The 13,446-nt window shown below is 59.3% G+C and carries 12 protein-coding genes and 1 pseudogene; 5 read left to right on the top strand and 8 right to left on the bottom strand.

Features of this window, described 5'->3' with window-relative positions; all coding sequences use genetic code 11:
- Positions 1-121 precede the first annotated feature (121 nt).
- Complete coding sequence (ung, locus tag ACZYSM_RS15665; protein WP_489072389.1) at positions 122-814, top strand: uracil-DNA glycosylase; 693 nt, start codon at positions 122-124, stop codon at positions 812-814.
- A gap of 113 nt (positions 815-927) precedes the next feature.
- Here the strand turns inward: ung and ACZYSM_RS15660 are convergent.
- The 5 genes and pseudogenes from ACZYSM_RS15660 to ACZYSM_RS15640 all read right to left on the bottom strand — a co-directional run bounded on the left by ACZYSM_RS15660 (position 928) and on the right by ACZYSM_RS15640 (position 6,283).
- Positions 928-1,952, bottom strand: a pseudogene (locus tag ACZYSM_RS15660) (AbrB family transcriptional regulator).
- On the bottom strand, positions 1,945-3,459 hold the full coding sequence (locus ACZYSM_RS15655) for a tripartite tricarboxylate transporter permease (RefSeq protein WP_489072388.1): 1,515 nt from the start codon (positions 3,457-3,459) through the stop codon (positions 1,945-1,947). Before ACZYSM_RS15655 ends, ACZYSM_RS15660 begins: the two are co-directional and overlap by 8 nt.
- Position 3,460: 1 nt before the next feature.
- Entirely contained in the window at positions 3,461-3,919 is a 459-nt protein-coding gene (locus tag ACZYSM_RS15650) for a tripartite tricarboxylate transporter TctB family protein (protein WP_489072387.1), read from the bottom strand.
- Positions 3,920-3,977: 58 nt separating this feature from the next.
- Positions 3,978-4,955, bottom strand: coding sequence for a Bug family tripartite tricarboxylate transporter substrate binding protein (locus ACZYSM_RS15645; protein WP_489072386.1), 978 nt, complete (start codon positions 4,953-4,955; stop codon positions 3,978-3,980).
- Between the two features lie 35 nt (positions 4,956-4,990).
- Positions 4,991-6,283, bottom strand: a complete 1,293-nt coding sequence (locus ACZYSM_RS15640) for an OprD family porin (RefSeq protein WP_489072385.1) — start codon at positions 6,281-6,283, stop codon at positions 4,991-4,993.
- 233 nt (positions 6,284-6,516) lie between these two features.
- Here ACZYSM_RS15640 and ACZYSM_RS15635 point away from each other — a divergent pair, with 233 nt between their 5' ends.
- Entirely contained in the window at positions 6,517-7,188 is a 672-nt protein-coding gene (locus ACZYSM_RS15635) for a response regulator (RefSeq protein ID WP_489072384.1), read from the top strand.
- Positions 7,181-8,566, top strand: coding sequence for a sensor histidine kinase (locus tag ACZYSM_RS15630; RefSeq protein WP_489072383.1), 1,386 nt, complete (start codon positions 7,181-7,183; stop codon positions 8,564-8,566). Before ACZYSM_RS15635 ends, ACZYSM_RS15630 begins: the two co-directional genes overlap by 8 nt.
- 135 nt (positions 8,567-8,701) lie before the next feature.
- Here the strand turns inward: ACZYSM_RS15630 and ACZYSM_RS15625 are convergent, their stop codons facing one another.
- Both ACZYSM_RS15625 and ygfZ read right to left on the bottom strand, forming a co-directional pair.
- The gene (locus ACZYSM_RS15625) at positions 8,702-9,523 is read right to left on the bottom strand and encodes an HDOD domain-containing protein (protein WP_489072382.1); all 822 of its coding nucleotides are present in this window, start codon (positions 9,521-9,523) and stop codon (positions 8,702-8,704) included.
- A 37-nt stretch (positions 9,524-9,560) separates the two neighbouring features.
- Complete coding sequence (gene ygfZ, locus ACZYSM_RS15620; protein ID WP_489072381.1) at positions 9,561-10,502, bottom strand: CAF17-like 4Fe-4S cluster assembly/insertion protein YgfZ; 942 nt, start codon at positions 10,500-10,502, stop codon at positions 9,561-9,563.
- A 149-nt stretch (positions 10,503-10,651) separates the two neighbouring features.
- On the opposite strand from ygfZ, the gene ACZYSM_RS15615 reads away from it, so the two are divergent.
- Complete coding sequence (locus tag ACZYSM_RS15615; RefSeq protein WP_150642083.1) at positions 10,652-10,906, top strand: FAD assembly factor SdhE; 255 nt, start codon at positions 10,652-10,654, stop codon at positions 10,904-10,906.
- Positions 10,890-11,342, top strand: a complete 453-nt coding sequence (locus ACZYSM_RS15610) for a protein YgfX (RefSeq protein WP_489072380.1) — start codon at positions 10,890-10,892, stop codon at positions 11,340-11,342. The genes ACZYSM_RS15615 and ACZYSM_RS15610 overlap by 17 nt, the downstream gene beginning before the upstream one ends.
- Here the strand turns inward: ACZYSM_RS15610 and nadB are convergent.
- Positions 11,311-12,927: an L-aspartate oxidase gene (nadB, locus tag ACZYSM_RS15605; RefSeq protein WP_489072379.1), complete on the bottom strand. Its 1,617-nt coding sequence runs from the start codon at positions 12,925-12,927 to the stop codon at positions 11,311-11,313. The genes ACZYSM_RS15610 and nadB overlap by 32 nt on opposite strands.
- Positions 12,928-13,446: the final 519 nt, after the last annotated feature.

Here is a 13,446-nt window from a genome sequence, read left to right as displayed (position 1 = left end):
ATGACTGAATTGAGCGTTCAGTATGATCGCTGTGTGGGAAAGTGCCGGTTCTGCATCAGATCAATTGACAAGCGTGGCGAGCTTTCCTAGGGTGCGCCCATTGTTTTTTCTGGACCAAGCGATGACTTCTGACGACCGTATCAAACTCGAACCGAGCTGGAAGGAGGCACTGCGTGCTGAGTTCGACCAGCCGTACATGGCAGAGTTGCGCGAATTTTTGCGTCAGGAACATGCTGCCGGCAAGGAAATCTACCCGCCGGGCCCGATGATTTTCAACGCGCTTAACCTGACCCCGCTGGACAAGGTCAAGGTGGTGATCCTCGGTCAGGACCCGTATCACGGTCCGGGCCAGGCTCACGGCTTATGCTTTTCGGTGCAACCAGGCGTTCCGGCACCGCCGTCGCTGGTAAACATCTATAAAGAGCTCAAACGCGATCTGAACATCGACATCCCCACACACGGCTGCCTGCAAAGCTGGGCCGAGCAGGGCGTGCTGATGATCAACACCACCATGACCGTCGAGCGCGCCAACGCCAACTCCCACGCGGGCAAGGGCTGGCAGCATTTTACTGACCGGGTTATCGAGATCGTCAGCGAACACCAACCGCACCTGGTATTCCTGCTATGGGGCGCCCATGCCCAGGGCAAGCAGAAACTGATCGACGCGACCAAACACCTGGTGCTGACCTCAGTGCATCCATCGCCGCTGTCCGCTTATCGCGGGTTCCTCGGTTGTGGGCACTTTAGCCGGGCCAACAAGTTTCTTGAGCAGAATGGCGAGACGCCGATCGAGTGGCGATTGCCGCCGGTTTGATGCGCTGACTGGTAGGGCCTCATCGTGAGCAGGCTCGCTCCCACATTGATTGTGTGAACACTGAAAATCCAGTGTGGGAGCGAGCCTGCTCGCGATGAAGGCACCTCGGTCGATCAGACGGAATCCGGTTGTCGGTTCCAATACCGGAACAACGGCTCCGCCAGAAACAACACAAACAGCAACCGCATCACCTGCATCGCGGTCACCAGTGGTACCGACAGCTGTAAGGTTTCGGCGGTCAGGCTCATTTCAGCGATGCCACCGGGCATCATGCCCAGCGTCAGTGAACGCAGGTCCAGCTGCGTCAGGGCGCTAAGGCCTAGTGCCGCCAGGGTGGCGATCAACATGGTCAATGCCGTGCCGATCAAGGTCCGCCCCATGAACGATGGCGCTCGACGGAAGAACTGCCGATTGAAGTGACACCCCAAACCGCTGCCAATCAACCACTGACCGATCTGGCTGCCGCCATTCGGCAGGCCGATATGCAGATCCCAGGTAATGCTCACCGCCGCACTCACCAGCAACGGCCCGAACAACCACGGGTTAGGTTGGCGCAAACGCTGCCAGAGCCAGGCGAGCAGGGCGCCCGCCGGAAATAGCACCGCCAGCCAGCGCCAATCGACAGCCGTTGGATGAAGCACCGGAGCGCCTTCTCCCAACACGTACTTGAACGCTGCCGGCACACATAACACCACCACCAGCACCCGCAAACTCTGCCCGGCCGCGACGCGACTGAGCACCGCGCCATTGCGTGCGCCGAGGTTGACCATCTCACCGGAACCGCCGGGCATGCTGGAGAAAAATGCGGTGGCGCGATCCTCTCCGGTGCGTCGCAGCAACCAGACCCCGACCACGCTGGACAGACTGGTGACCAAGGCACCGAAGAAGATCAAACCGAAGTGGCTCATGACCTGCTCGATCACCACAGGGGTGAAGTGCAGGCCTATGCCGATGCCCACGATCCACTGACCGCATTTACGCCCGCCAGCTGCCAGGGTGTCAGGCAGCGCACCAGAATGATCGCCAGCAACGAGCCGACCATCCATGGCAGCGGCCAGCCAATCTGGCTGGCGAGGTAACCGCCAAGCAGACCGACTAGCGGTGTTCCCCACCAGCTTTTGAAGGGTCGATCAAACATCGGCGATTGCACGCCGCGCTACGGAACGTTTGCGCCAGATTCGCAGGATTGGCATCAACAGCATGATCGCCGTCAGCACCCAGACGCCGAAGGTGATCGGGCTCGACCAGAGAATCTCCAGTGCACCGTTGGAAATCGACAGTGCACGACGCAGATTCTGTTCCATCAGGCCGCCGAGAATGAAGCCCAGCAGGACCGGCGACAGCGGGAAGTCGAGCTTGCGCAGGATGTAGCCGAAGATGCCGATGCCGATCATCAGGAACAGATCGAAGGTAGTGGCATGCACGGCGTAAACACCGATCCCGGTGATGATGGCGATCACCGGTACCAGTGCCCAGTTCGGCACTGCGAGGATGCGGGTGAAGATGCGGATCATCGGGATGTTGAGGATCACCAGCATAACGTTGGCGACGAACAACGAGGCGATCAGGCCCCAGACAATGTCCGGCTGTTGTTGAAACAGCAGCGGACCGGGGGTGATGTTGTACAGCGACAGCGCGCCGATCATCACCGCGGTGGTTCCTGAGCCGGGTACACCCAGCGTCAGCATTGGCACCAGCGCGCCGCAGGCAGCACCGCCGATGGCGGTTTCCGGTGCCGCAAGACCACGCACGTCACCCTGGCCGAACGTGCCGCTGGCACCGGCGATACGTTTCTCGGTCATGTAGGCCACGGCACTGGCCAGGGTCGCACCGGCACCCGGTAACACGCCCATGATGAAACCCAGCACACCGCAACGGATATTCACCGTGAATACCGACGCCGCTTCCTTGAAGTTGAACATCATGCGGCCGGTGGCTTTCACCGCTTCCTGGCCGCGATGGGTTTTTTCCAGCAGCAAGAGGATTTCACTGATGGAGAACAGACCCAGCACCAGTACGACGAACTGAATGCCGTCAGTGAGGTGGATGTTGTCACCGGTGAACCGGTATACGCCGCTGTTGGCATCGATACCGACAGACGACAGGAACAAACCGATCAGCGCCGCGATGAAGGTCTTGAGCGGTCGATCGCCGGCCATGCCGCCGAGGCAGACAATGGCGAAGACCATTAGCACAAAGTATTCCGCCGGGCCGAAGGCGATTGCCCATTTCGCCAGTAGCGGGGCGAACAACACCATGCCGCAGGTGGCGATAAAGGCGCCGATGAACGAGCTCCAGGCCGACAATGACAACGCCACACCAGCCATGCCCTGGCGGGCCATTGGGTAACCGTCGAGGGTGGTCATTACGGTGGAGGCTTCACCAGGGATGTTCAACAGGATCGAACTGATGCGGCCGCCGTATTCGCAGCCCAGATAAACCGCAGCCAACAGAATCAGCGCCGATTCCGGCGGCAGACCGAGGGCGAAGGCAATCGGGATCAACAGTGCCACGCCGTTGATCGGGCCCAGGCCTGGCAGCAGGCCGACCACCGTACCGATCAGGGTGCCGCACAGCGCGGTCACCAGGTTGTACGGTGTCAACGCAACGCCAAAACCCTGGCCGAGATAATTCAGGGTATCCATATCAATTCTCCAGAACGTCGAGCAGGCCCAAAGGCAGTGGCACGTCCATTACCCGATCAAACAGCAGGTACAGACCGATACTCATCAGGCTGATGATCACAACGCTAGGTAACCAGCGTCCGCCATACAGACGCGCCATTGGAATGCCGACGAGGATGCTGGAAACAACAAATCCGAGCGGTTCGAAAGTTCCGGCGAATACCAGCAACAGCACCACGCAGATGCCGATCTTGGTCAGCGTTTCGCGGTCCAGTTGCGGTTCGTCTTCGCTGTGCACGATCGGCGCCGGGCGAAAAATCATGTAAAGCAGACCCAGCCCCATCAGGCTGAGCATCAGCAGGGGAAAGGCCCGAGGCCCGACCGGTTCGTAGGAAAATGCGGCCTGATACGGCCACGCCATCAGTGCCAGGCCAATGCAGACCAGTAGCAGCACGGACGCGAAAATGCGTTGTAAGAGCATGGGAAACTCCTGGGTCACGCCCCTGATGCGCAGGGGCGCAACCGCTAGACAGAGGCGATCACTGGATCAAACCGAACTCTTTGGCCAGCACCTTGTAGTCGGCGACCTGCTTCTTCACGTAGGTGTCCAGCTCCGGGCCGGTCATGGCGAAGGGGAACAGTTCGCGCTGATCGCGCAGCTTGGCGAAGTCTTCCGAGGCGAGCAGTTTGTCGAAGGCGGCTTTCCACCAGGCGTAGTCTTCGTCGCTGACTTTTGGCCCGAGGTAGAAACCACGTACCACCGGCCAGACGATGTCATAGCCCTGTTCCTTGGCGGTCGGAATGTTTTTCATTTCCGGCTCGTCCAGGCGGTTTTCGGCAAATACCGCCAGCAGGCGCATGTCACCGCTCAGGATGTGTGGCATGGAGTCGGAGATGTCGGTGCTACCCACCTGGATGTGGCCGCCGAGCAGAGCCGTGGCAATTTCACCGCCACCCTCCAGAGCGACATAACGCAGGTCTCGCGGGTTGATCCCGGCGGCCTTGGCGATCAGTGCTGTCTGCATCCAGTCCTGGCTGCCGACGGTGCCGCCGGAACCGATCACCACTTTGCTCGGATCTTTCTTCAGCGCCTGGACCAGGTCGTCGAGGTTCTTGTAGGGCGAGTCGCTTTTCACTGCGATGGCGCCATAGCTGGTGCCGACCGCTGCCAGCCAACGTACGGCGTTTTCATCGAAACGCCCGAACTTGCCTTGGGCCAGGTTCAACAACGAACCACTGGACCAGGCGACCAGCGTGCCGGCGTCGGCCGGGCGCTGAGCGACCACCGCGTTGTAAGCCACCGCGCCGACCCCGCCGGGCATGTAGGTCACACGCATCGGTTTGCTCAGCAGTTTTTCGTTGACCAGCGCGCTTTGCGCCAGTTTGCAGGTCAGGTCGAAACCACCGCCCGGCGAGGCCGGGGCAATGCATTCCGGGCGTTTCGGCTCGGCGAGCAATTGGCCAGCAAAGAGCATGCAGCTGGCGGCCAGGGCGAATGTACGCAGTGATAAGTTCATTGTTGTCTCCACGGGAGTTGTTATTGGTTTTTTGATTACCAGAGTGCAACGCTGTAACTGACTAATAGACGCATTTCATCAGCGTCGCGAGCTGAGTAGTTGGAGCGGTAGGTAGCATTGCGCAGGCGCACGGCGACGTCTTTCAAGGTGCCGCTTTGCACCACGTACTTGATCTCGCTGTTGCGTTCCCACTCTTTACCGGTCTCACCGTTTTTCAGCTTGATATTGTCACCGCTGATGTAACGGCTCATGAAACTCAGGCCAGGAATACCGAGCTTGGCGAAGTCATAGTCGTAGCGGGCCTGCCAGGAGTGCTCTTCGGCGCCGGCAAAGTCGTTGATCTGGACGAAGTTGACCAGGTAAGGGTCGCTGCCATCGACATAGGGAAATGCGCTGTCGCCGGACATGTGCTGATAGCCGGCGGTGAGTTTATGCCCGTTCAAGGCATAGCTGACCAGACCGTTGAGGGATTTGTTGTCGATATTGCCGCCACGGGCCGCACCCTGGTCGTCACTGATAGCCAGACGCAGGTCGGTCGCGAAAGTGCCGGGGCCGAAGGGTTGCGAGGCGACCGCGCCAATGAAGTGCTGTTTGTACACATCATCGAGTTGGGCGAAGTGGTAGCTGCCGGTGATCTTGTCGGTGAACTTGTAATCTACGCCGCCGAAGTCGAAATGTTTGCCGGTGGCACCCGACACGAAACGGCTGTTCTTGTTGTTGAGGGCAATGTCCTCGAAGTCGGTGCTGTCGCGATCCTTGGCTTTATTCAAACGCCCGCCGGTGAAGGTCAGGTTCTTGATTTCCTTGGAGGTCAGCAGACCGCCCTCGAAAGTCTGCGGCAGGATGCGCCCGTCGTTGGGCTTGAGGATCGGCAGTTCCGGGATCAGGCTACCGATCTTCAGTTCGGTGGCGGAGATCTTCATTTTGCCAGTCAGGCCGAGCTTGGAGTATTCGTTAGCGGCACGCCCGTCATCGTGAGTCGGCAATAGGCCGGTGCCAGTGCGGTCGGGGCTGGAGTCGAGCTTGACCCCGAGCATACCCAGCGCGTCGACGCCGAAACCTACGGTGCCGTCGGTGTAACCCGATTGCAGGTTGAGCATGAAGCCCTGAGCCCATTCGTCACGCTTGGATTGCTGGGCACTGGTGCCATCGCGGAAGTCTCGGTTGAAATACATGTTGCGGGTTTCAAGCGTGCCGCTACTGTCTTCGAAGAAGGCTGCCTGGCTTAACGGCGAGAAGCCTGCGAGGGCGGCGACACTGGCAAGGGTGGTCTGGCTGATTCGGGAAAAACGAACAGGTGGGCGAACCTGAGGCTGCATGGACAGCATGGTGAAGTACTCCGTTATTGTTCTTATTGGCGAAAACGCTTCGAGGCGTTTTTCGGTAACTACTCCTCAGTAGTCACGGCAGTCGAAACTGTCCGTGGCTGGACTCTAACGGGCCAACCTTTCGCTAACCTTTCAGCAGACTTTCACTGTTTTCAGGCTTCACAGCGGCGGATGCGGCTGTAAACTCCGCGCCAAAGAATGGCGTCGACCGTTCCTGAATGAGGTAGTGATCCATGCGTGTTCTTCTCGTCGAAGACCATCTTCAGCTAGCCGAAAGTGTCGCCCAGGCGCTGAAAAGCATCGGTCTGACCGTCGATGTGCTGCACGATGGAGTGGCCGCCGACCTGGCCCTGAGCAGCGAGGAATACGCAGTGGCGATCCTCGACGTCGGCCTGCCGCGCATGGACGGTTTCGAGGTGCTGGCGCGATTGCGCGCTCGCGGGAAAAACCTGCCGGTGCTGATGTTGACTGCCCGCAGCGACGTCAAGGATCGGGTTCATGGGCTCAACCTTGGCGCCGACGATTACCTGGCCAAACCCTTTGAACTCACGGAGCTTGAAGCACGGGTCAAGGCATTGCTGCGCCGCAGCGTGCTTGGCGGCGAGCGCCAGCAGCGTTGCGGCGTATTGGTGTATGACCTGGACACGCGGCGCTTCACTCTAGGCGATGATCTGTTGACCCTGACCTCCCGCGAACAGGCGGTACTCGAAGCACTGATCGCCAGGCCCGGCCGGGTGATGAGCAAGGAACAATTGGCCTCCCAGGTGTTTGGTCTGGACGAGGAGGCCAGTCCCGACGCTATCGAAATCTACGTCCACCGCTTGCGCAAGAAGCTCGATGGTCAGCCTGTGGCGATCGTGACCTTCCGCGGGCTTGGCTACCTGCTGGAAACCCGCGATGCATAAGCCCAGCAGCCTGCGTTGGCGGTTGCTGTGGAACCTTGCGCTGTTGCTGGTGGTGTTGATGCTGGCCAGCGGTTTGAGCGCTTATTGGAACGGTCGAGAAGCCGCCGACACTGCTTATGATCGGACCTTGCTGGCCTCGGCAAGAACCATTGCCGCCGGCTTGTCCCAGCGCGACGGCAGTCTCAGTGCCGACGTGCCTTACGTCGCCCTCGACACCTTCGCCTATGACAGCGCCGGGCGGATTTACTACCAGGTCAACGACATTCACCAGAAGCTGATTTCCGGTTACGAAAACCTGCCCGGGCCGCCGCCAGGTACGCCACGTACCGATGATTACCCGGCGTTGGCGCGCTTTTACAACGCCCAATACCAAGGGCAAAACGTGCGGGTGGTGAGCCTGCTCAAGCCCGTCAGTGAGCCGAACATGAACGGCATGGCGGAAATCCGCGTGGCGGAAACCGACGAGGCACGGGTCCGCATGGCCCGCAGCCTGATGACCGACACCCTGCTGCGTCTGGGCTTACTGGCCATGGGCGCGTTGCTGTTGGTGTGGTTTGCCGTCAGTGCCGCGTTGCGCCCGTTGGAGCGGTTGCGTACCGCGGTGGAGGAGCGTCAACCTGATGATCTGCGCGCCTTGCCGCTGGTGGAAGTGCAGCGCGAGTTGTGGCCGCTGGTGCGGGCACTCAATCACTTTACCGAGCGTTTGCGCGGGCAGTTCGAGCGTCAGGCGCAGTTCATTGCTGATGCGGCCCATGAGCTGCGCACGCCGCTGGCAGCCTTAAAGGCGCGTCTTGAGTTGGGCCTGCGTGCTACGGAACCCGAAACCTGGCACACCACGCTGCAAAGCGCCGCTCAGGGCACGGACCGCCTGACGCACCTTGCCAATCAACTGCTCTCGCTGGCGCGTATCGAAAACGGCGCTCGGGCGATTGCCGAGGGTGGTGCGCAGTTGCTTGATCTCAGCCAGTTGGCCCGCGAGTTGGGCATGGCCATGGCGCCGCTGGCTCACGCTCGGGGCGTTGCTTTGGCATTGGAGGCCGATGAACCCGTGTGGTTGCGGGGCGAACCAACGTTGCTCAATGAGCTGTTGAGCAATCTGGTGGATAACGCACTGGCCCATACACCGCCGGGCGGCAATGTGATCTTGCGCGTCACCGCTCCTGCCGTGCTGGAAGTAGAAGATGACGGGCCGGGGATTCCACAGGAGGAGCGTGATCGGGTGTTCGAACGTTTTTACCGGAGTAACCAGCAGGGCGTTGGTTCAGGATTGGGCTTGGCGATTGTCGGTGAAATCTGCCGCGCCCATTTGGCGCAGATTAGCCTGCACGACGGTGCGCAGGCAGGCTTGAAGGTTCGGGTGAGTTTTATTGCGGGGTAGTTATTCAGTGTCTGGACTGACCCCATCGCGAGCAAGCTCGCTCCCACAGTTGATCTTCAATGGACACAATGTTTGTGTACGGCTCGATTCAATGTGGGAGCGAGCTTGCTCGCGATGGGGGCGCCTCGGTCTTGATCAGTAAAACATCGACCGAGATTCTTCCAGATCGACGCACATAGCCTTGTTTTCGGGGTCAATGCCCAGCTTTTTTAAGGCCGGCACGTTGATCATGTCGATCCTGGCCAGTGGGTGCTCGGTGTCTTTGTGGCAGTACAGCGTGGCGATCTGCACCAGATCGACATAGTCGACCCGCTCTGACTGACGCTTGAAGTCAAGGTATTGCCCCGGCAGCTTCACCAGCATTTCCGGAAATTCCCAGACACTGAGCAGCTTGTCACCGAGCAACGGATGAATGTGCTCGATCACATGGTTGAGGCTGACCGGGTCCGACAACAGCTCATAGTGATCTTCGGCGTAGGTCAGAATCGGTAGTACCCCGATCTGATGCACCAGCCCGCCGAGGGCCGCCTGATCCGGCTTCAGTTGAGTATGGCTGCGGCACAGGGCATAACTGATTCCCGCCACTTCCAGGCTCCTGCGCCAGACGTCGCGCATTTTTTGCGCCACCACCTCGGAGCGGGCATGGAAAATCTGTTCCATGACCAGGCCGATGGCGAGGTTGCTGCTGTAGTTGATGCCCAGCCGGGTGATCGCTGTGTGCAGGTCGGTCACTTCCTGGGTCGCACGCAGCAACGGGCTGTTGACCACCTTGATCAGGCGCGCCGACAACGCCGTATCGAGCCCAATCACTTTGCTTAGCGTACTGACGCTGATTTCCGGGTCTTCAGCAGCCTTGCGAATCCTGAGGGCCACTTCCGGTAACGTTGGCAGAACCAGGTCATCGTTATCGATGGCCTCAACCAAATCCTGTTGGACCTTTTCCGCCAGCTCACTCATTTCTGTTCTCTAGGGTGTTGCAAAAAAGGTGCTGCAATTAACGCTGGATTTCGCGATCGCGATCCAGTTGGTAAGGCAGGTCAAGCAGTTGCAGGGCAGGGCCCTCGAGGGCGCCAAGATGGATGACGCCACCTTCTGCGGCTTCGGCTTGCAGCACTGCCAGAAGTTCAATGTTTTGTTCGGTACGGGCGGCGATGACCACTTCGCCGATAGAACTGCCATGGGTCGGGGAAAACAGCGGCGTGCCGGGCTCTGGCAACTCGGCAGTGTCCAGTTGCAGTCGATACAGACGACGCTTGAGTTTGCCCAGGTACTGCATGCGCGCGACGATTTCCTGGCCGGTGTAGCAGCCTTTCTTGAAGCTCACGCCGCCGATGGCTTGCAGGTTAAGCATCTGCGGGATGAACAGCTCGCGGGTGCTTGGCATGACCTGACCGATGCCAGCTCGAACTTGTCCGAGCAACCACTGATTCAAATCGCCTTCGATTAGCTGCGCGGACAATTGACCACGCAGGGTTTGGGCCTGATCCGCGGCCGTCCAGAGTTCGGCTCTGTCGGGGGAGACACGAATCGCGATCAGGCCGTTACCGCGCACTACGGCGTCGGTTTCTGGCGGCAGATCAAGACCCAGGGCGGCCAGCGCGGCATCAGCCTGGCCGAGACCGAAGCGAACCCAGGCAGTGCTTTCGTCGGTCAGTTTGGATTTGGAGAATACGGCGTACTTTTTCAGATCCGCCAGTTGCGGCTCCAGCAACTCGGTGGCCATCGCCAGCAGGTAGCCATCGCCTTCAAGCAGGATGCGAAAGCTCGATTGCATGCGGCCTTTCTGCGTGCAGCGTGCGCCGAGACTGGCCTGGGTTTCGCTCAGGTAATTGAGGTTGCAGGTCAGTTGCCCCTGAAGGAATTTGCTGGCGTCCGGGCCGCGAACGGCGAGAACACCTTCGTGGGACAACGTGCAGAAAAAAGCAGAATCAGCCATGGGTCATCGCAGGGTAAAGAGTCTGAGGGACATCATAAGGGGGCGCCCTTGAAATGGGTAGTTCACAAAGGATAGTTGGTCCCGACCAAAGCCGACTGTTCGCCGTGGCCTCGGGCTGTATACTTGCGCTCTAATTTGAGGAGCGCTCCATGGTCGAAGATGTTGAACTGAATCGCCTCTATTGGCACAGCCGCCGCGGCATGCTTGAGCTGGATGTATTGCTGGTGCCATTCGTGAAAGAGGTCTACCCGCATCTGAATGCCAAAGACCGCGAATGCTACACCCGGCTGCTTGAGTGTGAAGATCAGGACATGTTCGGCTGGTTCATGGAACGCGCCGAATCGGAAGATCCTGAGCTGCAGCGCATGGTTCGGATGATTCTGGACCGTGTCCAGCCCAAGTAGTTATTTCGAATGCCGCTGGCATGCCTCGCGGCAGTTGCTGGCGGCTTATCTTCTGGCTCAGCTGTTCGCGCTGGGTTCGCTGTCTCTTCTCTCTATACCGATCTGGGCGAGTCTGCTCGGTGTTGCGCTGTGCCTGACTCATGGCCTGTGGGCGCTACCGCGGCAGATACTGTTGACTCATCCCGCATCGTTCACCGGTTTGCGCCGTGATGCCGATGGCTGGCAACTGTGGAATGCCGCCCATGGCTGGCAGGCTGTGCAGTTGCGGCCTGATAGCCTGGCATTGCCAGTGATTGTCGTGCTGCGTTTTCGTCTGCGCGGTGAGCGGCGCGTGCGGTCGATCTGCGTGCCGCGTGACTCGCAGGCGGCGGATGTGCACCGGCGCCTGCGGGTTCGGCTCAAATTCAGTCGGCGTAGGTGGGCGGCACCAGAATAGTGTCGAGGGCAACCGGCAGCATATTCGGGTAATCGAGGGTGTAATGCAGGCCTCGGCTTTCCTTGCGCTCCATGGCTGAGCGGATCATCAGTTCGGCAACCTGAGCCAGGTTGCGCAACTCGATCAAATCGCGGCTGACTTTATAGTTGCTGTAGAACTCATCGATCTCATCCAACAGCAGACGCACACGGTGCTGCGCCCGTTGCAGGCGTTTGTTGGTGCGCACGATACCGACGTAGTCCCACATGAAACGCCGCAACTCATCCCAGTTGTGCGCAATGATCACGTCTTCGTCGGAGTCGGTGACCTGGCTGGCGTCCCAGGCGGGCAGGGCGACAGGGTGCGAGATCTGCGGTAACTGCTCAAGAATGTCCGCCGCCGCCGAGCGGGCATAGACAAAACACTCCAGTAGCGAGTTGCTAGCCATGCGATTGGCCCCGTGCAAACCGGTAAAGCTGGTTTCGCCAATGGCATAAAGGCCCGGAACATCGGTACGGCCATGTTGATCGACCATCACCCCGCCGCAGGTGTAGTGCGCCGCCGGGACCACCGGGATCGGCTGCTTGGTGATATCGATGGAGAATTCCAGGCAGCGCTCATACATGGTCGGAAAGTGGCTTTTGATGAACGCTTGCGGCTTGTGGCTGATATCCAGGTACACGCAGTCGATGCCCAGACGCTTCATCTCATGGTCGATGGCGCGGGCGACGATGTCGCGCGGCGCCAGTTCGGCTCTAGGGTCGAAGCGCTGCATGAAGCGTTCGCCGTTAGGCAGTTTCAGGTGCGCACCTTCGCCGCGCAGGGCTTCAGTGATCAGGAAACTCTTGGCTTGAGGGTGATACAGGCAGGTGGGGTGGAACTGATTGAATTCCAGATTCGCCACCCGGCAACCCGAGCGCCAGGCCATAGCAATGCCATCACCGCAGGCGCCGTCGGGGTTACTGGTATAGAGATAGACTTTCGCTGCGCCACCGGAGGCGAGGATGGTGAAGCGCGCGCCAAAGGTGTCGACTTCGCCAGTGCCGCGGTTCAGCACGTAAGCGCCAAGGCAACGGTCGCCACCCAGGCCCAGACGTTTTTCAGTGATCAGATCGACTGCAACCCGTTGTTCTAACAGTTCGATATTCGGTCTTTGCCGCGCCTGGGTCAGCAACGTCTTGAAAATCGCTGCGCCTGTAGCGTCGGCAGCATGAATGATGCGCCGATGGCTGTGGCCGCCTTCGCGGGTCAGGTGGAATTCGAAACCACCGTCTTCGGTGCCGGACTGTTCATCGCGGGTGAAGGGGACGCCCTGATCGATCAGCCACTGAATCGCCTCACGACTATGCTCGACGGTAAAGCGCACTGCATCTTCATGGCACAGGCCGCCGCCGGCATTGAGTGTGTCATCGACATGGGACTCAACAGTGTCGGTGTCATCCAGTACGGCAGCAACACCGCCCTGGGCCCAGAATGTCGAGCCGTTGGCGAGGTCGCCTTTGCTCAATACGGCAATGCGCAGATGACCGGGCAAGGTCAGCGCAAGACTCAAGCCGGCAGCACCGCTGCCAATCACCAGAACATCGTGTTGAAACTGTTGGCTCATTTCAGATTCCGCTCAAAGCGACCCGGGTCGGGGTTGGCGCAAGACACCTGGATCGGCGAGTCAAGCAGCCATACAGCCTACTAGTATATAGAGGGGGGGATCGGCACAATAGCCAGGCTGTCGTGGCATTGTGAAACTACTGTGGCTCAAAGGCTGCTTTCAGGTAGAGAAGGCGCCGGTTGATTTATCAGGTAAATCGTCGATTAGACGACTGTATCGAGGATAAACCGGTATTTTTCGCTTCAGAGTCGCACAATGTTCATTTCGCATGACTATAAATTTTGGGAACTTTTGCTGAGCAGACAGGCTCAATAGAAGGTTGCCCGATGGAAGGGAACAGCGTCGGAATCATGCAGGACTGGTATACCGGTCTTTGTGGGTGCTTTCGACGACAGGATTATTCGCGCAGCCGGCCTTGCCAGAGCTGCGCTTTTCGTGCGTGCCAAATCAGAGCGCGCAGGAAACTTGCTTGGAGGGGGAGAACTTTTGCGAAAAGCCCGAGTCTATGTTTGCAAGCTA

The sequence above is a fragment of the Pseudomonas sp. F220 genome (genome assembly GCF_057813935.1).
The sequence above is the reverse complement of the archived record's forward strand: the minus strand, read 5'-3'. Positions and strand labels throughout refer to the sequence as shown.